Annotated in this window: 27 protein-coding genes; 25 read left to right on the top strand and 2 right to left on the bottom strand. The window is 57.4% G+C overall.

Translation table 11 applies throughout. The features are described 5' to 3' along the window. Nucleotides 1-123: 123 nt before the first annotated feature. The 25 genes from ACO0LO_RS10040 to tatC all read left to right on the top strand — a co-directional run bounded on the left by ACO0LO_RS10040 (nt 124) and on the right by tatC (nt 19450). Complete coding sequence (locus ACO0LO_RS10040) at nt 124-1587, top strand: glutamate synthase subunit beta (protein ID WP_422964073.1); 1464 nt, start codon at nt 124-126, stop codon at nt 1585-1587. Between the two features lie 293 nt (nt 1588-1880). Continuing rightward, the gene (locus ACO0LO_RS10045) at nt 1881-2702 is read left to right on the top strand and encodes an ABC transporter ATP-binding protein (protein WP_422964074.1); all 822 of its coding nucleotides are present in this window, start codon (nt 1881-1883) and stop codon (nt 2700-2702) included. Further along, nucleotides 2699-3466: a lipid asymmetry maintenance ABC transporter permease subunit MlaE gene (gene mlaE, locus ACO0LO_RS10050; RefSeq protein WP_422964075.1), complete on the top strand. Its 768-nt coding sequence runs from the start codon at nt 2699-2701 to the stop codon at nt 3464-3466. Before ACO0LO_RS10045 ends, mlaE begins: the two co-directional genes overlap by 4 nt. Before the next feature lie 75 nt (nt 3467-3541). Further along, on the top strand, nt 3542-4015 hold the full coding sequence (mlaD, locus tag ACO0LO_RS10055) for an outer membrane lipid asymmetry maintenance protein MlaD (RefSeq protein WP_422964076.1): 474 nt from the start codon (nt 3542-3544) through the stop codon (nt 4013-4015). Next, a complete protein-coding gene (locus ACO0LO_RS10060) occupies nt 4012-4782 on the top strand; it encodes an MlaA family lipoprotein (RefSeq protein WP_422964077.1) in 771 nt (256 codons plus the stop codon). The genes mlaD and ACO0LO_RS10060 overlap by 4 nt, the downstream gene beginning before the upstream one ends. 177 nt (nt 4783-4959) lie before the next feature. Continuing rightward, nucleotides 4960-5598 (top strand): MlaC/ttg2D family ABC transporter substrate-binding protein, encoded by a 639-nt coding sequence (locus tag ACO0LO_RS10065; RefSeq protein WP_422964078.1) that lies wholly within the window; start codon nt 4960-4962, stop codon nt 5596-5598. A 10-nt stretch (nt 5599-5608) separates the two neighbouring features. Further along, nucleotides 5609-5902, top strand: a complete 294-nt coding sequence (locus ACO0LO_RS10070; protein WP_422964079.1) for an STAS domain-containing protein — start codon at nt 5609-5611, stop codon at nt 5900-5902. A gap of 175 nt (nt 5903-6077) precedes the next feature. Further along, nucleotides 6078-6983, top strand: coding sequence for an ABC transporter ATP-binding protein (locus tag ACO0LO_RS10075; RefSeq protein ID WP_422964080.1), 906 nt, complete (start codon nt 6078-6080; stop codon nt 6981-6983). Further along, entirely contained in the window at nt 6980-7735 is a 756-nt protein-coding gene (locus ACO0LO_RS10080; protein ID WP_422964081.1) for an ABC transporter permease, read from the top strand. Before ACO0LO_RS10075 ends, ACO0LO_RS10080 begins: the two co-directional genes overlap by 4 nt. 64 nt (nt 7736-7799) lie before the next feature. Then, nucleotides 7800-8036, top strand: coding sequence for a BolA family protein (locus ACO0LO_RS10085; protein WP_422964082.1), 237 nt, complete (start codon nt 7800-7802; stop codon nt 8034-8036). Next, entirely contained in the window at nt 8036-9286 is a 1251-nt protein-coding gene (murA, locus tag ACO0LO_RS10090) for a UDP-N-acetylglucosamine 1-carboxyvinyltransferase (RefSeq protein ID WP_422964083.1), read from the top strand. The genes ACO0LO_RS10085 and murA overlap by 1 nt, the downstream gene beginning before the upstream one ends. 73 nt (nt 9287-9359) lie before the next feature. After that, nucleotides 9360-10010, top strand: coding sequence for an ATP phosphoribosyltransferase (hisG, locus tag ACO0LO_RS10095; protein WP_422964084.1), 651 nt, complete (start codon nt 9360-9362; stop codon nt 10008-10010). Nucleotides 10011-10148: 138 nt separating this feature from the next. Next, on the top strand, nt 10149-11462 hold the full coding sequence (gene hisD, locus ACO0LO_RS10100; RefSeq protein WP_422964085.1) for a histidinol dehydrogenase: 1314 nt from the start codon (nt 10149-10151) through the stop codon (nt 11460-11462). Beyond that, the gene (locus tag ACO0LO_RS10105) at nt 11459-12259 is read left to right on the top strand and encodes a DNA-methyltransferase (protein WP_422964086.1); all 801 of its coding nucleotides are present in this window, start codon (nt 11459-11461) and stop codon (nt 12257-12259) included. The genes hisD and ACO0LO_RS10105 overlap by 4 nt, the downstream gene beginning before the upstream one ends. A 184-nt stretch (nt 12260-12443) precedes the next feature. Continuing rightward, nucleotides 12444-13514, top strand: a complete 1071-nt coding sequence (hisC, locus tag ACO0LO_RS10110; protein WP_422964087.1) for a histidinol-phosphate transaminase — start codon at nt 12444-12446, stop codon at nt 13512-13514. An 83-nt stretch (nt 13515-13597) separates the two neighbouring features. Continuing rightward, a complete protein-coding gene (gene hisB, locus ACO0LO_RS10115; protein WP_394780926.1) occupies nt 13598-14194 on the top strand; it encodes an imidazoleglycerol-phosphate dehydratase HisB in 597 nt (198 codons plus the stop codon). A gap of 65 nt (nt 14195-14259) precedes the next feature. Beyond that, the gene (hisH, locus tag ACO0LO_RS10120) at nt 14260-14910 is read left to right on the top strand and encodes an imidazole glycerol phosphate synthase subunit HisH (protein WP_422964088.1); all 651 of its coding nucleotides are present in this window, start codon (nt 14260-14262) and stop codon (nt 14908-14910) included. Between the two features lie 78 nt (nt 14911-14988). Then, a complete protein-coding gene (gene hisA / locus ACO0LO_RS10125) occupies nt 14989-15768 on the top strand; it encodes a 1-(5-phosphoribosyl)-5-[(5-phosphoribosylamino)methylideneamino]imidazole-4-carboxamide isomerase (RefSeq protein WP_422964089.1) in 780 nt (259 codons plus the stop codon). 6 nt (nt 15769-15774) lie between these two features. Further along, entirely contained in the window at nt 15775-16539 is a 765-nt protein-coding gene (hisF, locus tag ACO0LO_RS10130; protein ID WP_422964090.1) for an imidazole glycerol phosphate synthase subunit HisF, read from the top strand. Next, nucleotides 16539-16946, top strand: a complete 408-nt coding sequence (gene hisI, locus ACO0LO_RS10135) for a phosphoribosyl-AMP cyclohydrolase (RefSeq protein ID WP_422964121.1) — start codon at nt 16539-16541, stop codon at nt 16944-16946. The genes hisF and hisI overlap by 1 nt, the downstream gene beginning before the upstream one ends. After that, entirely contained in the window at nt 16943-17320 is a 378-nt protein-coding gene (locus ACO0LO_RS10140; protein ID WP_422964091.1) for a phosphoribosyl-ATP diphosphatase, read from the top strand. The genes hisI and ACO0LO_RS10140 overlap by 4 nt, the downstream gene beginning before the upstream one ends. A gap of 75 nt (nt 17321-17395) precedes the next feature. Next, nucleotides 17396-17767 carry a histidine triad nucleotide-binding protein gene (locus ACO0LO_RS10145; RefSeq protein ID WP_422964092.1) on the top strand — a complete coding sequence of 124 codons (372 nt, stop codon included), beginning with the start codon at nt 17396-17398 and terminating at the stop codon, nt 17765-17767. 104 nt (nt 17768-17871) lie between these two features. Beyond that, on the top strand, nt 17872-18099 hold the full coding sequence (gene tatA, locus ACO0LO_RS10150; protein ID WP_422964093.1) for a Sec-independent protein translocase subunit TatA: 228 nt from the start codon (nt 17872-17874) through the stop codon (nt 18097-18099). 43 nt (nt 18100-18142) lie between these two features. Further along, nucleotides 18143-18634 carry a Sec-independent protein translocase protein TatB gene (gene tatB / locus ACO0LO_RS10155; RefSeq protein WP_422964094.1) on the top strand — a complete coding sequence of 164 codons (492 nt, stop codon included), beginning with the start codon at nt 18143-18145 and terminating at the stop codon, nt 18632-18634. A 45-nt stretch (nt 18635-18679) separates the two neighbouring features. Beyond that, nucleotides 18680-19450, top strand: coding sequence for a twin-arginine translocase subunit TatC (gene tatC / locus ACO0LO_RS10160; RefSeq protein ID WP_422964095.1), 771 nt, complete (start codon nt 18680-18682; stop codon nt 19448-19450). Nucleotides 19451-19677: 227 nt separating this feature from the next. Here the strand turns inward: tatC and ACO0LO_RS10165 are convergent, their stop codons facing one another. Together ACO0LO_RS10165 and ACO0LO_RS10170 are read right to left on the bottom strand one after the other, a co-directional pair. Next, nucleotides 19678-20355 (bottom strand): DUF2461 domain-containing protein, encoded by a 678-nt coding sequence (locus ACO0LO_RS10165; RefSeq protein ID WP_422964096.1) that lies wholly within the window; start codon nt 20353-20355, stop codon nt 19678-19680. A 47-nt stretch (nt 20356-20402) separates the two neighbouring features. Then, complete coding sequence (locus ACO0LO_RS10170; RefSeq protein ID WP_422964097.1) at nt 20403-21569, bottom strand: Do family serine endopeptidase; 1167 nt, start codon at nt 21567-21569, stop codon at nt 20403-20405. Nucleotides 21570-21586: the final 17 nt, after the last annotated feature.

The following is a 21586-nucleotide window of genomic DNA, read 5'->3' on the forward strand; positions in this document are numbered from 1 at the left end:
ATTGCGGGCGCCGGCAGGGCCGGCGCCCGCATGTGTGAGTGCGCGATAGGGTGAGCGCATCAGGATCAAACGACATTGCAGCACCGGGCCCGGCCCGGTGACATAGATTAGACAGAGGGAAACATGGGTAAAGTAACCGGCTTCATGGAATTTCAGCGTTTGCAGGAAGCGGCGGAAGCGCCGCAGCTGCGTAAAAAACATTACAAGGAATTCCTGGTCCACCTGGATGACAGCCAGGCCAAGATACAGGGCGCGCGCTGCATGGATTGCGGCATCCCGTTTTGCAATAATGGCTGCCCGGTCAACAACATCATTCCCGACTGGAATGACCTGGTCTACACCGGCAACTACCAGCAGGCGCTGGAAACCCTGCATTCGACCAACAATTTTCCGGAGTTCACGGGCCGTATCTGCCCCGCGCCTTGTGAGACAGCTTGCACGCTGGGCATCAATGACGATCCGGTCGGCATCAAGTCGATCGAGCATTTCATCATCGACAAAGGCTGGGAAAACGGCTGGGTCGTGCCGCAGCCCGCGCTGATCAAGACCGGAAAGAAAGTGGCGGTCGTGGGTTCCGGTCCTGCAGGCATGGCCGCAGCGCAGCAGCTGGCGCGTGTCGGCCATGAGGTAACGGTGTTCGAAAAGAACGACCGCGCGGGTGGCTTGCTGCGCTACGGCATTCCTGACTTCAAGATGGAAAAGTCGCATATCGACCGCCGCATTGACCAGATGAAGGCTGAAGGCGTGATCTTCCGCACCGGTGTACTGGTCGGTAAGGATTTCCCTGAGAATGTCACCAACTGGTCGAAAGAAACGATTTCTCCTGAACAGCTGCAAAAAGACTTTGATGCGGTGATCATTGCCGGCGGCGCGGAACAGCCGCGCGATCTGCCGGTGCCGGGCCGAGAACTGAAGGGCGTGCATTTCGCGATGGATTTCCTGCCGCTGCAAAACAAGGTGAATGCAGGCGACAAGGTCAAGGATCAACTGATGGCCAGCGGCAAGCATGTGGTCGTCATCGGCGGCGGCGATACCGGTTCCGATTGCGTCGGCACTTCCAACCGCCACGGCGCCAAATCGGTCACGCAGTTCGAACTGCTGCCGCAACCGCCGGAACAAGAAAACAAGCCGCTGGTCTGGCCTTACTGGCCAACCAAGCTGCGCACCTCCTCTTCGCATGAAGAGGGTTGCGAACGTGACTGGTCGGTTGCGACCAAGCGGCTGGAAGGCAAGAACGGCAAGGTGGACAAGCTGATCGCCGTGCGCATCGAGTGGAAAGACGGCAAGATGCAGGAAGTGGAAAATTCGGAATTCGAAATGAAGGCCGACCTGGTCTTGCTGGCCATGGGCTTTGTATCGCCGGTACAGCAGGTGCTGGACGCGTTCGGCGTGGACAAGGATGCGCGCGGCAACGCCAAGGCGACAACCGACGGCGCCGGCTGCTACAAAACCAATGTGGATAAAGTCTATGCGGCCGGCGATATGCGGCGCGGCCAGTCACTGGTGGTGTGGGCGATACGAGAGGGGCGCCAATGCGCGCGCGAAGTAGATACCGCGCTGATGGGCGATTCGGTTTTACCGCGTTAGCTGCTTATTGTGTTGCCGCAAGTTAACAAGACTGTGGCTTTACATAATTTTGCATGATGTAATTTAGCCTCATAAAAAGCTTGCTGACTCCAAGTTCATTAATTAATAGTTTGCGAACCGACTAAATTTTAAATAATATCAGGCAATATAAGCATTTTTGCAGTTGAATATTCAGTCCCGTCAATCTTTTCCCAAAGAATGACGGGATTGTTTTTTATGTAACATCACGCTCAATACCAACTTATAAACTGGTTCTGCATTACAATCTCACTTTTCTCCCTTTTGATCTCAACGTGCCAAATCTCGTCGAAATTCGTAATCTACAGTTTGGCTATGGCGACCGCACGATTTTATCTGGTCTCCAGATGGACTTCCCGCGTGGGAAAGTCGTCGCTGTGATGGGCGGTTCCGGCTCCGGCAAGACAACTATCCTGCGCCTGATCGGCGGCCAGCTGCAACCGCAGCAGGGCCAGGTTGCCGTCGACGGCAAGGTGGTGCACGAGCTGTCAACCGGCGACCTGTACGAATTGCGCCGCAAGATGGGCATGCTGTTCCAGCACGGCGCGTTGTTTACCGATTTGAGCGTCTTTGAGAATGTGGCTTTTCCTTTGCGTGAGCATACGGACCTGCCGGAGAGCATGATACGGGATCTGGTGCTGCTGAAGCTGAATGCGGTCGGCCTGCGCAACGCGGCCGCGCTGAAACCGTCCGAAATTTCGGGCGGCATGGCCAGGCGCGTGGCGCTGGCCAGGGCGGTAGCGCTGGATCCGCAACTGATTATGTATGACGAACCCTTTGCCGGACTGGATCCTATATCGATGGGTGTCACCGCAAACCTGATACGCAACCTCAACGACGCACTGGGTTCGACTTCCATCCTGGTGTCGCATGACGTCAATGAGTCGTTTACGATTGCCGACTATGTGTATTTCCTGTCGCAGGGCAAAGTCGTCGCGCAGGGGACGCCGGACCAGATGCGGGCATCGGAAGACCCTTATGTCAAGCAGTTCGTGCATGCAGAAGCGGATGGCCCTGTGCCTTTCCATTATCCGGGCAAATCCCTGGCAGATGACCTCGGTGTGGGTGCCGGCATGGGCAAGGGGGCGCAACGATGATCAGCCGCCTGGGGCAGTGGGTGCGCGAGCTGGGAACGAATCTGGGTTATGCCGCGCGTAGTTTTTTTTCGATTTTACTGAGCTGTACCGGTTTGTGGCGCCGTCCGCGCCTGGTGACGGACCAGATCCACTTCATCGGCAACTATTCGCTGGTGATCATTGCGATCTCGGGCCTGTTTGTCGGCTTCGTACTGGGATATCAGGGTTATTACACGCTGAACAAATACGGCTCGGAGCAGGCGCTGGGCTTGCTGGTGGCCTTGTCGCTGGTGCGTGAGTTAGGGCCGGTAGTCACGGCCTTGTTGTTTGCCGGACGCGCCGGCACGTCGCTGACGGCGGAAATCGGCCTGATGAAGGCTGGCGAGCAGCTGGCGGCGATGGAGATGATGGCGGTCAATCCGCTGCAGCGTGTCATCGCGCCGAGATTTTTGGCCGGCATTATTGCAATGCCGATACTGACCGCCATATTCAACGCGATGGGCGTCATCGGCGGTTATCTGGTCGGCGTGCAACTGATCGGCGTGGATGAGGGGGCGTTCTGGTCGCAGATGCAGGGCGGCGTGGATGTGTGGCTGGACATAGGCAATGGCGTCATCAAGAGCATCGTGTTCGGGTTTGCGGTGACCTTCATCGCGCTGTTCCAGGGCTACGAAGCCAGCCCTACGCCGGAAGGCGTGTCGCGGGCGACTACGCGCACCGTGGTGATTTCGTCGCTGCTGGTGCTGTGGCTGGATTTCCTGCTGACAGCCTGGATGTTCCAGTAAGCCGGCTGTAATAACAATATGCAGGCATTTCCCGAACGTACGGGAAGGCCTTTAGAGATGCATCAGGAGGTGGATATGCAAAAAAAATCGCTGGATTTCTGGGTTGGCCTGTTTGTGCTGATAGGCGCGGCTGCGCTACTGTTCCTGGCGCTGAAAGCCGGGAACATGAGTTCGCTTTCAACCCAGAAAACTTATGACGTAACAACCAGCTTCGACAATATCGGCGGCCTGAAACCGCGCGCGCCCGTCAAGAGCGCAGGTGTTGTAGTAGGCCGTGTGGCCGATATCAAGTTTGACGACAAGAAATTTCAGGCGTCCGTCACCTTGCAGCTGGAAGACCGTTACAAGTTTCCGAAGGACAGTTCGGCAAAAATCCTGACATCGGGACTGCTGGGCGAGCAATACATAGGGCTGGAAGCGGGCGGGGATATCAATAACCTGAAAGCCGGCGACAAGATCACAATGACACAATCCGCTGTCGTGCTGGAGAATCTGATCAGTCAGTTCTTGTTCAGCAAGGCAGCCGAGGGTAAGGACGACCAAAAATGAAATTACAAAAAACAAATGCAGCGCTGATAATCGCTGCTTCCCTGTTATTGAGCGCCTGTGCCAGCACAGGTCCGGTAGCAGGCTCGGGAACCGACGCAGCAGGCACAGGCACAACAACGGCTAACAGCACGGCGGAACGGGGCGCGACCTCCACCCGCAATGCACGCGATCCGTTTGAAGGCTTCAACCGCGCAATGTTCAGCTTCAACGACACGCTGGACCGCGTGGCGCTGAAACCGGCCGCGAAGGCGTACCAGACTGTGCTGCCTTCGTTTGTGCAGACCGGCATAGGCAACTTCTTCGGCAATATCGGCGACGTCTGGAATGCTGTCAATAACCTGCTGCAAGGCAAGGGTACCGACGGCATGAGCGATATCTTCCGCGTGGGTGTGAATACCGTGTTCGGCCTCGGCGGGGTACTGGATATTGCTACCGAAGCGGGCATGCCAAAGCATCAGGAAGATTTTGGCCAGACACTGGGAACCTGGGGTGTAAAATCCGGCCCTTACGTGGTGCTGCCGGTGTTCGGCCCGTCCACGTTGCGTGATGCACTGGCGACGCCGGTCGACGTTTATGGTGATCCATGGGGTTATGTGTATCCGGTTAACGTGCGCAACACCGGCACGGCAGTGCGTCTGGTCGACAAGCGTGCGTCGGTACTGGATGCAGGCAACCTGATCGAAGAGGCTTCACTGGATAAATATGTATTTTTCCGAGATGCCTATTTGCAAAGACGTGCCAGCCAGATCAACAGTAACGATGATTGATGTTGAGCATGCCGAATACGGGTTCGTGTTTTTTTACCGTATCCAGCGTCAGCGCCGACATGCTTAATTGGTAGACAAATTTGTAAGCAAGTATGACGTCGGTCAACCCCTGTGGGGTGGTGCCAGTTAAATACTTGCAGCGAGAAATGCGCACGAGCGCACATAGAAAGTTAAAAAATGAAGAAACTGATTAATAAATTCCTGGTATTGGCATTCGTTTCGCTGGCATTCGCCGGCCCGAGCGTGGCTGCAGACGAAGCTGCGGACCAATTGGTAAAACGCATCAGCACCGAAGTCATCGACACGGCAAAAAACGACAAGGACATCCAGTCCGGCAACCAGAAGCGCATCAATGACCTGGTGGAAACCAAGATCCTTCCGTATGTGAACTTCCAGCGCATGACGTCGCTGGCAGTGGGCAAAAGCTGGCGCGAAGCCACGCCTGAACAGCAAAAACAGCTGACAGCGGAATTTCGCACTTTGCTGGTGTACACCTATTCCGGCGCAATTGCGCAGATCAGGGACCAACAGGTAGAGTACAAGCCTTTCCGTGCAGCGCCGGAAGATACGGAAGTGGAAGTGCGCACGCAAGTAATCCAGAAGCGCGGCGAACCTATCCAGTTGAACTATCGCCTGGAAAAAGCGCCTGGCGGCTGGAAGATTTTCGACATCAACGTGCTTGGCGCGTGGCTGGTCGAAACCTATAAAGGCAGTTTTGCCTCCGAAATCAGCAAATCCGGCATCGACGGCCTGATCAAGACCTTGTCTGAAAAGAACAAGAAGCTGGCCTCCGCGCCTGCCAAAGCACCTAAATAAGACAGATTCCATGCAAGCAGCGGCCAACGACCTTCATGCAAGCAATGCGCTGAATGCAAGCAGCGCCACCGCCATCCTGCAGTCGGGGCTGGCGGCCGTTGCGGCGGGTTCCACGGAATTCGACATGTCGGGTTATACGGTGGTTGATTCGGTTGCCGTTACTGTTATGATCGCCTGGCAGCGTGCTGCCGCGGCGCTGGGTAAAACTGCTGTATTCCATGGCGTGCAGGACAATCTGCGCAGCCTGATCACGCTTTACGGCGTGGCCGACCTGCTCGCGCTGGACGGCAAAGAACGACATTGATCCTGCCTTTCCGGGCCAGTCTGGCCCGGGCCAAGGACCCTGCAGGCCGTCAAGCGGCCTGAACAGGTTCCAGTCTTAATCCCGGAAATCCCCTATAATCAAAGGTTTTCGTCCATCAAAGGGCGAAAATGTCGCGTTAAATTCAGTCATACTTTAGTAAAGTGCTCCAGCCACCATGGCCGCCATCCAGATCACCAATGTAGAAAAACGCTACCAGTCGCTGCAGGCGCTGGGCGGCGTATCGCTTTCGATAGAGGAAGGCGAATTTTTCGGTTTGCTCGGCCCCAATGGCGCCGGCAAGACCACACTGATTTCCATTATCGCAGGCCTCAACAAGCCCGATGCCGGGCAAGTCACCATCCAGGGCCACGATGTCATCACCGACTATCGTGCCGCGCGCAGGAACCTCGGCGTCGTGCCGCAGGAGCTGGTGTTCGATCCCTTCTTCACCGTGCGCGAGACCTTGCGCATGCAGTCCGGCTACTATGGCTTGAAGAACAACGACAAGTGGATAGACGAGGTCATGGAGCACCTCGACCTGACCAACAAGGCCGATACCAACATGCGCGCGCTGTCCGGCGGCATGAAGCGGCGTGTGCTGGTGGCACAGGCGCTGGTGCACAAGCCGCCGGTCATCGTGCTTGATGAGCCGACCGCCGGCGTCGACGTGGAGCTGCGCCAGACGCTGTGGAAATTCGTCGCCAGCCTGAACAAGGAAGGCCATACCGTGGTGTTGACCACGCATTACCTGGAAGAGGCGCAGGCGCTGTGCAACCGCATCGCAATGCTGAAATCCGGCAAGGTGGTGGCGCTGGACTCGACGTCGGCGCTGATCAAGCGCATCTCCGGCTCGCAGCTGATTGTGCGCCTGTCGCAAGGCACGCTGCCGGACAGCCTCAAAGGGCTGCTGATGCATCACGACAGCAAGGATGAATACGTATTGCGCGTCAACGACTATGCGGAAGTAGAGCCGGTACTGGGCGCATTGCGCACCGCCGGCTGCGTGGTCGAGGATATGCAGTTAAAGCAGGCGGACCTGGAAGATGTGTTCCTGCAAATTATGGATGGTGGACACAAATGATCGGTTTTCAAACCCTGTTTTACAAGGAAATCCTGCGTTTCTGGAAAGTGGCAACGCAGACCATTACCGCCCCCATCATGACGGCGCTGCTGTACCTGCTGATTTTCGGCCATGCGCTGGATGAGCACGTGCCGGTGTATCCCGGCGTCAAGTACACCGCCTTCCTTATTCCTGGCCTGGTGATGATGAGTGTATTGCAGAATTCCTTTGCCAATTCCTCTTCGTCGCTGATCCAGTCCAAGATCACCGGCAACCTGGTGTTCGTGCTGCTGCCGCCGCTGTCTCACTGGGAGCTCTTCGCCGCCTACGTGCTGGCGGCCATCGTGCGCGGCCTGGCCGTCGGTGCGGGTGTATTCATCGTCACGGCGTGGCTGGCAAATTTATCTTTCGTTGCACCTCTGTGGATAGTCATTTTTGCATTGCTAGGTGCGGCGATGCTGGGTACCATGGGGCTGATTGCCGGTATCTGGGCCGAGAAATTCGACCAGCTGGCGGCTTTCCAGAATTTCCTGATCATGCCGGCCACCTTCCTGTCGGGCGTATTTTATTCCATGCAGTCGTTGCCGGGCGTATGGCAGACCGTATCGCATTTCAACCCCTTCTTCTACATCATAGACGGGTTCCGCTACGGTTTCTTCGGCCAGTCGGATGTGAATCCGCTGCTGAGTCTGTCGGTAGTATCGATATTTTTTGCATTGCTGGCAACGCTGGCGGTGCAGATGCTGAAGCGTGGCTACAAGCTCAGGCATTGAGCGGGCCGAACCCGCATGGGACAGAGTGCCCATGCGCTGTGCTGACTAATTGAAAGAATGAATCGTGTTTCCTACACCTGAACAAATCAAAACCTATATCGCCACCGGCCTGGAATGCTCACACCTGGAAGTGGAGGGCGACGGCCAGCATTTCACCGCAGTCATCGTGTCCGACGCCTTTGCCGGCAAACGCCTGATCCAGCGCCACCAGCTAGTGTATGCAGTGCTGGGCGACCGCATGCGCGAAGAAATCCACGCACTGTCGATGAAGACCCTGACGCCGGACGAATTTGCGAAATAATGGATAAATTACTGATCACCGGCGGCAAGCGCCTGGCGGGCGATGTCAGCATCTCCGGCGCCAAGAACGCCGCGCTGCCTATCCTGTGTGCAGGCCTGCTGACGGCCGACGATATCGTGCTGCACAATGTGCCGTCCTTGCAGGACGTGTCGACAATGCTGAAACTGCTGCGCCAGATGGGCCTGCAGGTGACGCAGCAGGATGGCGTCGTCACGCTCAACGGCAGCGCCATCACGCAGCTGGAGGCACCTTACGACCTGGTCAAGACCATGCGTGCATCCATTCTCGTGCTGGGCCCGCTGGTGGCGCGCTTCGGCGAAGCTAGGGTATCGCTGCCGGGCGGTTGCGCGATAGGCTCGCGTCCCGTGGACCAGCATATCAAGGGCTTGCAGGCGATGGGAGCGGAAATCACCATCGAAGCGGGCTACATCCACGCCCGGGCCAAGAAACTGAAAGGCACCCGTGTCGTTACCGACATGATTACCGTGACCGGCACCGAAAACCTGTTGATGGCCGCCACGCTGGCCGAAGGCGAAACGGTGCTGGAGAATGCGGCGCGCGAACCGGAAGTCACCGACCTTGCCAACCTGCTGGTGGCGATGGGCGCGAAGATCGAAGGCATAGGCAGCGACAGGCTGGTCATACAAGGCGTAGCCAGCCTGCATGGCGCTACTCATACCGTGATAGCGGACCGCATAGAAACCGCGACCTTCCTGTGCGCGGTGGCCGCGGCAGGCGGCGACGTCACCTTGCGCAATGTGCGCAGCGACATTCTGGACGTTGCACTGGACAAGCTGCGCGAAGCCGGCGTGGTCCTCACCAGCGGTTCGGACTGGATACGCGCGCAGATGGGCGGGCGGCCGAAAGCAGTCAGCTTCCGCACGACGGAATATCCCGGATTCCCTACCGATATGCAGGCGCAGTTCATGGCGGTAAACTGCATCGCATCCGGTAACAGCCGCGTGACTGAAACCATTTTCGAAAACCGTTTCATGCATGTGCAGGAAATGAATCGCCTGGGTGCGAAGATAGAGATCGACGGCCATACGGCAACGGTAACCGGCGTGGAAAAACTGGTAGGCGCGCCCGTCATGGCGACCGATTTGCGCGCATCGGCGTCGCTGGTGATCGCGGGCCTGGCGGCAGAAGGGGAAACCCTGGTGGACCGCATTTACCACCTGGACCGCGGCTATGACAGGATGGAAGTGAAGCTGTCCGGCATAGGCGCCGATATCCGGCGCATCAAGTAATAGCGGCTATACGCATGCATACGCGCATATAGGCACACAAGAAGCAAACGAGAAGCGAACAGAAAGAGTCCTCATGTCCCAGCAACTTACCCTGGCCTTGTCCAAAGGGCGTATTTTTGAAGAAACCCTGCCGCTGCTGGAAGCGGCAGGCATCAAGGTGACGGAAGATCCGGAAACCTCGCGCAAGCTGATCCTGCAGACTAATGATCCGCAGGTTCGGGTCATCATCGTACGCGCATCCGACGTGCCCACTTATGTGCAATACGGCGCCGCGGATTTCGGTGTGGCCGGCAAGGACGTGCTGCATGAACATGGGGGCGAGGGACTGTACCAGCCTATCGACCTGCAGATCGCCAAGTGCCGCATGTCGGTGGCGGTGTCCGCTGGCTTTGATTACCAGACCGCAGTACGCCAGGGCGCGCGTTTGCGCGTCGCCACCAAATACCTGGAAACCGCGCGCGAACATTTCGCCAGCAAGGGCGTGCATGTGGACCTGATCAAGCTGTACGGCTCGATGGAGCTGGCGCCGCTGGTCGGCCTGTCCGATGCGATTGTCGATCTGGTCAGCACCGGCAGCACACTGCGCGCAAACAACCTGGTGGAAGTCGAGCACATCATGGAAATTTCTTCGCGGCTGGTCGTCAACCAGGCAGCGCTGAAATTGAAGCGCGAACGCCTGCAGCCGATATTGGAAGCGTTCGAAAATGCGTCCAGGAACAAGTAAGCAAGCAGCGACGAAAAGCAGCAACGAAGAACAGCAACGAAAAGCAGGCAACACAGTAATGTAGTGATACCTAGGCAGCACGGCAGAAAATGGGCAGCGCAAGCTGCCGCGACACACCCGCATCCGACCGAGAATATTATGTCTTTACCCATATCCAGACTGGATTCCACGCAGGCGGATTTCGCCGCCAGGCTCTCCGCCTTGCTGGCTTTCGAAGCCGGCGAAGATGAAGCGATAGACCACGCAGCAGCGCAGATACTGGCGGACGTCAAAGCACGCGGTGATGCCGCGGTGCTGGACGCGACCAACCGTTTCGACAGGCTGGGTGCAAGCGCCGTGCAGGCTTTGGAATTGTCGCAGCAGGAAATGCAACAGGCGCTGGCATCGCTGGCGCCGGAGCGTCGCGTCGCGCTGGAAACTGCCGCCGCCCGTGTGCGTGCCTACCATGAGCGGCAGAAGGATGAATGCGGTTCCGCTGGATTTAGCTATACCGAGGCGGACGGCACCGTGCTGGGCCAGAAGGTAACGCCGCTGGACCGCGTCGGTATCTATGTCCCCGGCGGCAAGGCCGCCTATCCGTCTTCCGTGCTGATGAATGCAATCCCGGCCAAGGTGGCCGGCGTGCGAGAAATCATCATGGTCGTGCCGACGCCGGATGGCGTCAAGAATCCGCTGGTGCTGGCGGCTGCTGCGATTGCCGGTGTGGACCGCGTATTCACGATAGGCGGTGCGCAGGCAGTCGGCGCGCTGGCTTACGGCACCGCGACCATACCGCAGGTGGACAAGATCGTCGGCCCCGGCAATGCTTATGTAGCAGCCGCCAAGCGCCGCGTATTCGGCACTGTCGGCATCGACATGATCGCCGGGCCTTCCGAAATACTGGTAATCTGCGACGGCACGACCGACCCGGACTGGGTGGCGATGGACCTGTTTTCGCAGGCCGAGCATGACGAACTGGCGCAATCCATCCTGCTGTGTCCGGACGCAGCCTATATCGAGGCCGTGCAGGCCAGCATCGTCAAACTGCTGGACGGCATGCCGCGCAAGGACGTAATCCGCACTTCGCTCGCCAACCGCGGCGCGCTGATCAAGGTAAAGGATATGCAGGAAGCCTGCGAAATCGCCAACAGCATCGCCGCGGAGCATCTGGAAATTTCGGCAGAAAATCCGCAACAGTGGGCCGACCTGGTGCGCCATGCAGGCGCGATGTTCCTCGGCCGTTTTTCTTCCGAGGCGCTGGGCGACTATTGCGCCGGCCCCAACCACGTATTGCCGACTTCCCGCACCGCGCGTTTTTCTTCGCCGCTGGGCGTCTACGATTTCCAGAAGCGCTCCAGCATCATCCACGTCAGCGAGCAGGGCGCGCAGACGCTGGGTCGCGTGGCGGCTGAGCTGGCCTATGGCGAGGGTTTGCAGGCGCATGCCCGCAGCGCCGAGTACAGGCTGAAATGACAAAAATGGACGCCGGCTGGCGCAACCGTATTTTTTGCGAAGACGCGCTGCAGGGTATGGCGCGGATTCCCGACGGCAGCGTCGATCTGCTGGTGGCCGACCCTCCGTATGGTTTGGGCAAAGATTACGGCAATGATTCCGACAAGATGGAGTCGGCGGAATACCTGGCGTGGATGCAGCAGTGGATAGACCTGGCGCTGCCCAAGCTGAAGGCCAACGGCAGCCTGTATACCTTCCTGACCTGGCGCTATTCGCCGGAAGTGTTCGTGCTGCTGAAACAGCGCATGATCATGGTCAATGAAATCATCTGGGATCGGCGCGTACCTTCGATGGGCGGCAGCACGCGCAAATTTTCGTCGGTGCATGACACGATAGGTTTTTTCGCCAAGGCCAAGGATTATCACTTTGACCTGGATGCTATCCGCATCCCCTACGATGCGGAAACCAAGAAGGCAAGGTCGCGCAAGATATTCGAAGGCGCCAAGTGGCTGGAGATGGGTTTCAATCCCAAGGACGTGTGGAGCGTGTCGCGCCTGCACAGGGAGCACCCAGAACGCGAGGAGCATCCGACGCAAAAACCACTGGAAATCATCGAGCGCATCATCAAGGCGTCCTGCCCCCCGGGCGGCGTAGTGCTGGACCCTTTCATGGGCAGCGGTACGACGGCAGTAGCGGCCCGGCATTGCGGCCGCGACTATGTGGGGTTTGAACTGAATCCCGAATATTGCGCGATGATAGAGCAGCGCCTGCTGGATGACGGCGGCGCCGAACAGGAAGGCGCACTAGGGGCGGCTTGAGCGGCAAAACCAGGTATCCAGCGTCCGCGGCGTTATGCTGCGGATCGCAATGCGAAGGGATCTTACCGGAACCCGGCCACGTAAGACAGGGGCATATCAGGCTCCTCACCATTTTTTCGGAAACGGCAGTGGCCGCTTCCCCATTATTTAATGCCGGCAAGCATTTGCCGTATGGAGCATATTTGTGTCCCTGATAGAAAACATCATCCGTCCTGAAATCCGCAGCCTGTCTGCCTACCACGTTCCCGATTCGGCCGGCTTCGTGAAACTGGATGCGATGGAAAATCCGTATACGCTGTCCGAGGATCTGAAGCAGCAGCTGGCGCAGCGCCTGTCCGAAGTGGCAATGAACCGCTATCCCGTGCCCTCTTATACAGCGCTGAAACAGGCAATCTGCGGCAAGCTGGGTGTGCCTGCCGGCTATGAAGTGGTGCTTGGCAATGGTTCGGATGAGTTGATCGCGATGATTTCGGTCGCCTGCGCCAAGCCTGGCGCCAAGGTATTGGCGCCACTGCCGGGTTTCGTCATGTATGCGATGTCGGCCCGGTTTGCCGGACTGGAATTTGTCGGCGTGCCGCTGGCCGCCGATCTCAGCCTGGACAAGGAGGCAATGCTGGCCGCAATTGCAGAGCACAGGCCGGCTATCGTCTACCTGGCTTATCCGAACAATCCTACCGGCAACCTGTTCGACAAGGGGGCGATGCTGGAAATAATTGCCGCCGTCGGCGATACCGGCATGGTCGTGGTGGACGAGGCTTATCAGCCGTTTGCACAGGATAGTTTCATGCCCTTGTTGCCGCAGTTTGATAACCTGCTGGTCATGCGCACGGTATCAAAACTGGGCCTGGCTGGCATACGGCTGGGATATATGTCCGGCAGCGCGGCACTGATGGCAGAGTTTGAAAAAGTCCGCCCGCCGTACAATATCAATGTCCTGACGCAGGCAGCGGCAGAATTTGTATTGCAGCATGTAGACGTGCTGGATGCGCAGGCCGCGCAATTACGTGAGCAAAGAGGCAAGCTGGCGACAGCGCTGGCAGCCTTGCCAAAGGTGAAGGTATTTCCATCCGCAGCAAATTTTCTGCTGATTCGTGTCGAAAATGCCGAACAAGTATTCGCTAAATTGTTGGAACATAAAATTTTAGTCAAAAATGTGGGTAAAATGCATAGTCTGCTGGAGAACTGCCTGCGCGTGACGGTCAGCACTCCGGAAGAAAATGCCGCCCTGCTGGATGCGCTGGCCGCATCCCTCTGATGAGCGTCCAGCCATCGTCAAGACGATGGCGCGGCGTGACATTGGTGTTAAACTCGTTTTAAAAACCTAGTCTTCTACCTATCATGCAAGCCCAACGCACCGCTGAAGTAAGCCGTAACACCAACGAAACCAAGATTCGTGTGGCAATCAATCTGGATGGCACCGGAAAACAAAAGCTCAATACGGGCGTGCCTTTCCTGGACCACATGCTGGACCAGATTGCCAGGCACGGCCTGATCGATCTGGAAATTGAAGCCGACGGCGACTTGCATATCGATGCCCACCACACCGTGGAAGACGTCGGCATTACGCTGGGCCAGGCATTTGCAATTGCCATCGGCGACAAAAAAGGCATACGCCGCTACGGCCATTCTTATGTGCCGCTGGATGAGGCGCTGTCCCGGGTTGTCATCGATTTTTCCGGTCGTCCAGGCCTGGAATTCCACGTTCCTTTCAAGCGCTCGATGATAGGTTCCTTCGATGTTGACCTGACGCATGAATTCTTCCAGGGCTTCGTCAACCATGCGCTGGTGTCGCTGCATATCGACAACCTGCGCGGTGAAAATGCGCATCATCAATGCGAAACCGTATTCAAGGCCTTTGGCCGCGCCCTGCGCATGGCGGCTGAACTCGATCCGCGTTCAGCGGGAACGATACCTTCCACTAAAGGCAGTCTGTAGTTGCGATATAAAATTGCGATCAACGCATAGCGGTACTTACGCTTAGCCAGTGCTTACTATCTAAAATGAAAAAAATTGTTGTAGTCGATTACGGTGTGGGCAACTTGCGCTCAGTGGCGCAAGCCCTGCGCGCCGTGGCCCCGGAGGCCGACGTGCGTGTTTCCGGCGAAGCCGCGGATATACGGGATGCCGACCGCATCGTGTTGCCGGGGCAGGGCGCCATGCATGACTGCATGCGCAGCCTGCGCGAATCTGGTGTACAGGACGCGGTGCTGGAAGCTGCGGCCAGCAAACCGCTGTTCGGCGTCTGCGTCGGCGAGCAGATGCTGTTCGATCTGAGCGAAGAGGGCAATACGCCGGGCCTGGGCTTGTTGCCCGGCAAGGTAATGCGTTTCCAGCTGGATGGACAGCTGCAGGAAGACGGCTCGCGTTTCAAGGTGCCGCAGATGGGCTGGAACCGCGTGCGGCAGTCGGTGCATGAAGGCAAAATTCATCCGCTGTGGAAAGATATCGCCGATGAAAGTTACTTCTATTTTGTGCACAGCTATTATGCGAGCCCGGCGGAATCCGGCGATACTGTGGGGATTACCGATTACGGCTCGCCATTTGCATGCGCGGTAGCCAGGAATAATATTTTTGCGACGCAGTTCCATCCGGAAAAGAGCGCCGCCGCAGGATTGCAACTTTATAAAAACTTTGTACACTGGAATCCCTAGGGTACCCTGGCAATAGATGTAACGATTCAAGTTTTGTCATAGTCAAACTCATTAACTACCTACGTATTTCATCCAGCCATGCTGCTCATTCCTGCCATCGACCTGAAAGACGGTCACTGTGTTCGCCTGAAACAAGGCGATATGGACCAAGCCACTGTATTTTCCGAAGATCCTGCCGAAATGGCGCGACACTGGTTAAGGCAGGGCGCCCGTCGCCTGCATCTGGTGGACCTGAACGGCGCGTTTGCCGGCAAGCCGCGCAATGAAGCAGCAGTCAAGGCCATCATCCAGGCGGTGCGTGATTACGCTGAAGAAACCGATACCGAGGAAATCCCGGTGCAGCTGGGTGGCGGCATCCGCGATCTGGACACGATAGAGCGCTACCTGGATGACGGCCTGAGCTACATCATCATCGGCACGGCGGCAGTCAAGAACCCTGGCTTCCTGGCGGACGCATGCAGCGCCTTCCCGGGACAGATTATCGTCGGCCTGGACGCCAAGGACGGCAAGGTCGCCACCGACGGCTGGAGCAAGCTGTCCGGCCATGAGGTGATCGACCTCGCCGTCAAGTTTGAAGGCTATGGCGTCGAATCCATAGTCTATACCGACATCGGCCGCGACGGCATGATGGGCGGCGTCAACATTGAGGCGACCGTCAAGCTGGCGCAATCGGTGAAGATCCCGGTCATTGCTTCCGGCGGCGTGCACGATATCAAGGATGTGGAAGCATTGTGCGCGGTGCAGGGCGAAGGCATAGAAGCGGTCATTTGCGGCCGCTCCATTTACGAAGGCACGCTGGACCTGTCTTCGGCGCAGGACAGGGCCGATGAACTGAGCGGCGATACAGATGAAGAGTAAAGCACCATGACGCTGGCCAAACGCATCATCCCCTGCCTGGACGTAACCGCGGGCAGGGTAGTGAAAGGCATCAATTTCCAGGAGCTGCGCGATGCCGGCGACCCGGTGGAAATCGCCCGCCGCTACGACCAGCAGGGCGCCGATGAGATCACTTTCCTGGACATCACGGCATCATCCGATGGGCGCGACCTGATATTGCCGATTATCGAGGCAGTGGCCTCTCAGGTATTCATCCCGCTGACGGTAGGCGGCGGCGTGCGCGTGGTCGCCGATGTGCGGCGCCTGCTGAATGCCGGCGCGGACAAGGTCAGCATCAACACGTCGGCCATTACGAACCCGCAACTGGTGGCGGATGCCGCGCAAAAATACGGTTCGCAATGCATCGTCGTCGCTATCGACGCGAAACAGGTTTCTCCCGGCAAATGGGAAGTGTTCACGCATGGGGGCCGCAACGCCACCGGGCTGGATGCAGTGGAATGGGCCAGGAACATGGCCAGGCTGGGCGCCGGCGAAATACTGCTGACCAGCATGGACAGGGACGGCACCAAGGTCGGTTTTGACCTGGGCCTGACGCGTGCAGTATCGGATGCGGTCAGCATCCCTGTGATTGCGTCCGGTGGCGTCGGCGGGCTGCAGGATCTGGCGGACGGCATCAAGATAGGCGGCGCAGACGCCGTGCTGGCTGCCAGCATTTTTCATTATGGACAACATACGGTGCAAGAGGCCAAGCAGTTCATGGCTGCACAACATATCCCCATGAGGTTGGCATGATGTCGGGCATACACGCAAAATGGCTCAATAAGGTTAAATGGGACGAGCACGGCCTGGTGCCGGTGATCGCACAGGAAGCAAAAAGCAACGATGTGCTGATGTTTGCATGGATGAACCGCGATGCGCTGGCCCGCACGGTGGAGCTGGGCGAGGCTGTCTACTGGAGCCGCTCGCGCAAGAAACTGTGGCATAAGGGCGAGGAATCCGGCCATACGCAAAAGGTCGTCGAAATCCGGCTGGACTGCGATGAAGACGTGGTCTTGCTGAAAGTGGAACAGGTGGATGGCATAGCCTGTCACACAGGGCGGCATTCCTGCTTTTTCCAGAAATTTGAAGGCGATGCCGCAGAAGGCGAGTGGCAGACGGTGGATCCGGTATTGAAAGATCCAGAAAGCGTATATAAATGAGTATTACCCTTCAACGCCTGGCCGGTGTGATTGAGTCGCGTAAGCTGGCTAATGGCGGCGACCCGGAAAAGTCCTATGTATCGCGCCTGTTTGCGAAGGGCGACGATGCCATCCTGAAAAAGATAGGCGAAGAAGCGACCGAAACCGTGATGGCGGCCAAGGATGCGCGCATCTCGGGCGACAGTTCCAAGCTGTTGTATGAATGCGCGGATCTGTGGTTTCACAGCATGGTCATGTTGGCGCACTATAATCTGACTCCGCAGGACGTGCTGGATGAGCTGGCCCGGCGCGAAGGCATTTCCGGCATAGAAGAAAAAGCTGCCCGCAAGGATGAATTGCGCGATCAGCAGGAATCAAACAAAAGCGGCAACTGAGCTTGCGAAGCAAGAACAGACCGCCAATGCCACCCGACTAATACGATAAAAACAATATTACCGACAGGCCTGAACGTGGATAACTGTATTTTTTGCAAAATTGCAGCGAAACAAATCCCTTCTTCCATAGTCTATGAAGATGAGGAGCTGCTGGCATTCAAGGACATCAATCCGGCTGCGCCGGTGCATGTGCTGATTATTCCAAAGAAACATATTGCGACCTTGAGCGATGCCGATGCGCAAGACGGCGTTTTGCTAGGTAAAATGCTGGCCTTGGCGCCAAAAATCGCCAAAGAGCAGCGATGCGACGTACAGACAGGCAGCGATGGCCAGGTCAGCGGCGGCTACAAGACGCTGATCAATACCGGGCCGGACGGCGGGCAAGAGGTGTATCATCTGCATGTACATGTCATAGGCGGGCCTAAACCCTGGCGCGGACAGCGCTGATCGCGCCGGCAGGGCTGTAGCGGTTTGTTATCCGCTTGCTGCCTGCTTTACCTGCTTTTTACCTCATTCACAGGAGAGCATTGCTCTCATTAGGAGAAACAAACATGGGTTCATTCAGTATTTGGCATTGGCTGGTGGTATTGGTAATCGTGATGCTGATATTCGGCACCAAGAAACTGGGCAACATCGGTTCCGACCTGGGCAAGGCCGTCAAAGGCTTCAAGGACGGTGTCAAGGGTGCGGAAGACGAAGACAAGCCGCAGGCAGCGCCAAGTCAGGTTGCCGACAAAAGCACAATAGACGTGGAAGCCAAGGAAAAAGCGAAGCATTGATGACGCTTAACTTGTCGGCTGAACTGCTCTCCGGGCACACGCTATGATCGATCTTGGTTTAACCAAACTGGCATTGATAGGCGTTGTCGCGCTGGTCGTGATCGGCCCTGAAAAGCTGCCGCGCGTAGCCCGCATGGCGGGTTCGCTGTTCGGCCGCGCGCAGCGCTATATCAACGAAGTGAAATCCGAGGTCAGCCGCGAGATCGAGCTCGAAGAATTGCGCAAGATGCAGAAGGAAGTGCAAGATACCGCGCAGGAAGTCGGGCAATCCATTTCACAAGGCATGTCGGAGGTGGAAAACGATATCCATTCCGCCTGGAACGACGAGCGCGGCGCCGGCGGGCTGACCGAGCCGCCCACCGCCGAGGACCTGGCGCTGAAAGCCAAGAACTTCCGCCGTAAAAAGCTGGCGCGCACTTCCGCCGTACCGGGCTGGTATAAAAACCAGACCGGCCGCCGCGCGCATGTGATGTCCGGCGCTGCCCGGATGGCCAGGCACAGGGCCAAGCGCGCCACTCCCACCAGCTTCTTTTAAGCAGGCTTCAATGTTTCCGTATTTTCACCTTGTAATGGACCTTGCATGAGCGATCAAGAAACGCCGGGTATGCAAGACACGTTTATTTCCCACCTTGTTGAACTGCGTGACCGGCTGGTAAAGGCCTCGATAGGCATTGCCATCGTTTGTGCGGCGCTGTTTGCGTGGCCCGGCCCTTCCGCAATTTACGATTTCCTTGCACAGCCCATGATCGCGTCGCTGCCGGTGGGCGCGAAGATGATCGCCACTGGCGTCATTTCCCCTTTTCTGGTGCCGATGAAGGTGACGCTGCTGCTGGCTTTCATGGTGGCCTTGCCGTGGGTGCTGTACCAGGCATGGGCATTCATTGCACCCGGCCTGTATACGCATGAAAAGAAACTGGTGGCGCCGCTGGTGATTTCTTCATCGCTGCTATTCCTGGCCGGCGTGGCGTTCTGCTATTTCTTTGTGTTCGGCCGTGTATTCAGGTTCATCAACGATTTTGCGCCGACATCGATCACGGTGGCGCCGGATATAGAAAATTATCTCGATTTCATCATGACGATGTGCCTGGCCTTCGGCGTCACTTTCGAGGTGCCTATCGTCGTTGTCGTGCTGATCCGCATGGGTCTGGTCACGTTGCAGCAGCTGAAGGCGATACGGCCTTATGTGATCGTCGGCGCCTTCGTGGTGGCCGCCGTGGTGACGCCGCCGGACGTGGTCAGCCAGTTCTCGCTGGCGATTCCGATGTGGCTGCTGTTTGAGCTGGGTTTGCTGGTGGCGCCGGCCTTCGTCCGAGCTACGCAGGCGCCGCCTGAAGAAGACCAGGCTTCCTGATTTTCCTGCTTTAAAAAATCCGATTTTAAAAAATCCGATTGGTAGCCTGGATGGAGCGCAGCGCAATCCGGGGATGTCCGCAACGCTGGCATTCAAATTGCGCCATTCGGAGATTGAATTCCGTAAGATTCGTGGATTGCTCCCGGATTGCGCTTTGCTCCATCCGGGCTACCTATAGCGTGATTTTTGCTTCGCTGGCTGCCGTCTGATGCCGCCAGGTGGCGGTATCAGGAGAACGAAGCAGTCCTCAGCCAGGTCGCCAGCGGGTAGCCCGCCTTGAATCCCTTCACCAGCGTGCTTTGCAGCGTATCGGGATCCATATCTTTGGTCGGCATTTCAGTCCAGACCATGAAACCCTTGTGCTTGATGTATTCGATATGCGGCAAATCCTCGCTGAAGCCTTTCGGCGGCCGCGTCAGTTTCCCTTCTTCCTGCAAGCCGCCAAAGACGCTTTTCATCGTCTTGTTTTTGATCATCTTGCTGAAGCCTTCCGGGTCGGCCACGATCTGGTTGCGGATGTTTTTCAGGCGGTCTGAAGGCGGCATGTATTCGCCTATCGCAAACAGCAGGTCGCCTTCCTGGTTGATCTGGAAATAATAGGCAGGGCCGCCGCCATCGCTCGGCTTCTTGCGCCCGCTGGGCAGGATGGACGCCGAGAAATAGGTTTTGTACGGAGACTTGTCAGCGGAAAAACGCATATCGCGGTTGATGCGGAACAGCGCTTTTTTCGGTTCGCAACCCAGGATGGCCGGGTCGAACTTGCTGATCTCGGCGATCAGGCCGGTCACCAGCTGCAAGAACTCGGCGCGCAGGATGTCGTAGCGCGGCTTGTTCATCACGAACCAGGCGCGGTTATTGTTTTCGGACAGTTCAAATAAAAAACGGTTCAGGTCGCGGATGTGCATGGTGTTTTCTTGGGTTGTCTTGGTAGCGGTGGCTCAGCAAGGGGAATTCATTCCTCGCGGCGCGAACGCTGGCGTTTGCCTATCAGTACGCTTAGCTGGGTTTCCTGGCCGTTGCGCATGACCGTAATCCTGGCTTTCTGGTTAGGTTGCAATTGCGCGATCAGGTTCAGCATGGCGGTCGTATCGGCCACTTCCTGGCCTTCTATCGACACCAGGATATCGCCGGGCTTGATGCCAGCCTTGTCTGCTGGCCCGCCGCGGATGACGCCGGCAATGATGGCGCCGGATTTTTGCGGAATGCCGAAGCTGTCGGCCAGTTCCGGTGTTATGTCCTGCGGTTCCACACCTATCCAGCCGCGCGTGACCTGGCCGGTAGTGATGATGGAATCCATCACTGTCTTGATGGTGGTGACCGGGATCGCAAATCCTATGCCCAGCGAACCGCCGCTGCGCGAGTAGATCGCGGTATTGATGCCCAGCAGGTTGCCGTTGACGTCGATCAGTGCGCCGCCGGAGTTGCCCGGGTTGATGGCCGCATCGGTCTGGATGAAGTTTTCAAAGGTATTGATGTCCAGGTGGTTGCGGCCCAGCGCCGAGATGATGCCCATCGTCACGGTCTGGCCCACACCGAAAGGATTGCCTATCGCCAGCACCACGTCGCCGACGCTGGCCTGGTCAGAGTGCCCCAGCGTCACTGCGGGCAGTTTATCCAGGTCGATCTTGATGACAGCCAGATCTGTTTCCGGATCGGTACCCACGACCTTGGCAGCGGCCTTGCGGCCGTCCGGCAGCACTACGTCGATCTCGTCCGCTGCTTCCACCACATGGTTGTTGGTCAGGATGTAGCCTTGCGGGCTGACGATGACGCCCGAGCCCAGGCTGGACTGGCGCTCCGGTTGCTGGCGGCCCAGCTGGTCGCCGAAAAAGCGGCGGAACAGCGGGTCGTTGAGCAACGGGTTATTCGGCTGCCTGATTTCCTTGGCGGTATAGATGTTGACGACAGCCGGCATCGCCTTTTTGGCGGCATCGCGGTAGGAGCCCTGCGCCGGCACCTTGCTCAGCGGCGCTTCCTGCATGGAAACGGTGGATGCGACATGGATGCCCCGGCTGCCGAGGGCGGAATTCGCCCAATCGGGTTTCAAGGTGGTTACAATGAACCATAGGGCCAAACCGACAGTGACGGTTTGTGCGAACAACAGCCATAGACGTCGCATAAGATCAGATACCAGGT

The organism is Undibacterium sp. TJN25, from assembly GCF_049339885.1.
In the GTDB taxonomy this organism is placed as follows: domain Bacteria; phylum Pseudomonadota; class Gammaproteobacteria; order Burkholderiales; family Burkholderiaceae_D; genus Undibacterium.

What these genes read in the sequence shown, in the direction of transcription:
- hisH (WP_422964088.1), top strand. Translation starts at nt 14,260, where the DNA reads ATGAAAAAAATTGTTGTAGTCGATTACGGTGTGGGCAACTTGCGCTCA.
- mlaE (WP_422964075.1), top strand. Translation starts at nt 2,699, where the DNA reads ATGATCAGCCGCCTGGGGCAGTGGGTGCGCGAGCTGGGAACGAATCTG.
- ACO0LO_RS10060 (WP_422964077.1), top strand. Translation starts at nt 4,012, where the DNA reads ATGAAATTACAAAAAACAAATGCAGCGCTGATAATCGCTGCTTCCCTG.
- ACO0LO_RS10105 (WP_422964086.1), top strand. Translation starts at nt 11,459, where the DNA reads ATGACAAAAATGGACGCCGGCTGGCGCAACCGTATTTTTTGCGAAGAC.
- murA (WP_422964083.1), top strand. Translation starts at nt 8,036, where the DNA reads ATGGATAAATTACTGATCACCGGCGGCAAGCGCCTGGCGGGCGATGTC.
- ACO0LO_RS10165 (WP_422964096.1), bottom strand. Translation starts at nt 20,355, where the DNA reads ATGCACATCCGCGACCTGAACCGTTTTTTATTTGAACTGTCCGAAAAC.
- tatA (WP_422964093.1), top strand. Translation starts at nt 17,872, where the DNA reads ATGGGTTCATTCAGTATTTGGCATTGGCTGGTGGTATTGGTAATCGTG.
- ACO0LO_RS10170 (WP_422964097.1), bottom strand. Translation starts at nt 21,569, where the DNA reads ATGCGACGTCTATGGCTGTTGTTCGCACAAACCGTCACTGTCGGTTTG.
- ACO0LO_RS10070 (WP_422964079.1), top strand. Translation starts at nt 5,609, where the DNA reads ATGCAAGCAGCGGCCAACGACCTTCATGCAAGCAATGCGCTGAATGCA.
- mlaD (WP_422964076.1), top strand. Translation starts at nt 3,542, where the DNA reads ATGCAAAAAAAATCGCTGGATTTCTGGGTTGGCCTGTTTGTGCTGATA.
- hisG (WP_422964084.1), top strand. Translation starts at nt 9,360, where the DNA reads ATGTCCCAGCAACTTACCCTGGCCTTGTCCAAAGGGCGTATTTTTGAA.
- ACO0LO_RS10065 (WP_422964078.1), top strand. Translation starts at nt 4,960, where the DNA reads ATGAAGAAACTGATTAATAAATTCCTGGTATTGGCATTCGTTTCGCTG.
- hisA (WP_422964089.1), top strand. Translation starts at nt 14,989, where the DNA reads ATGCTGCTCATTCCTGCCATCGACCTGAAAGACGGTCACTGTGTTCGC.
- ACO0LO_RS10140 (WP_422964091.1), top strand. Translation starts at nt 16,943, where the DNA reads ATGAGTATTACCCTTCAACGCCTGGCCGGTGTGATTGAGTCGCGTAAG.
- ACO0LO_RS10080 (WP_422964081.1), top strand. Translation starts at nt 6,980, where the DNA reads ATGATCGGTTTTCAAACCCTGTTTTACAAGGAAATCCTGCGTTTCTGG.
- hisD (WP_422964085.1), top strand. Translation starts at nt 10,149, where the DNA reads ATGTCTTTACCCATATCCAGACTGGATTCCACGCAGGCGGATTTCGCC.
- ACO0LO_RS10075 (WP_422964080.1), top strand. Translation starts at nt 6,078, where the DNA reads ATGGCCGCCATCCAGATCACCAATGTAGAAAAACGCTACCAGTCGCTG.
- hisI (WP_422964121.1), top strand. Translation starts at nt 16,539, where the DNA reads ATGTCGGGCATACACGCAAAATGGCTCAATAAGGTTAAATGGGACGAG.
- tatC (WP_422964095.1), top strand. Translation starts at nt 18,680, where the DNA reads ATGAGCGATCAAGAAACGCCGGGTATGCAAGACACGTTTATTTCCCAC.
- tatB (WP_422964094.1), top strand. Translation starts at nt 18,143, where the DNA reads ATGATCGATCTTGGTTTAACCAAACTGGCATTGATAGGCGTTGTCGCG.
- ACO0LO_RS10040 (WP_422964073.1), top strand. Translation starts at nt 124, where the DNA reads ATGGGTAAAGTAACCGGCTTCATGGAATTTCAGCGTTTGCAGGAAGCG.
- hisB (WP_394780926.1), top strand. Translation starts at nt 13,598, where the DNA reads ATGCAAGCCCAACGCACCGCTGAAGTAAGCCGTAACACCAACGAAACC.
- hisF (WP_422964090.1), top strand. Translation starts at nt 15,775, where the DNA reads ATGACGCTGGCCAAACGCATCATCCCCTGCCTGGACGTAACCGCGGGC.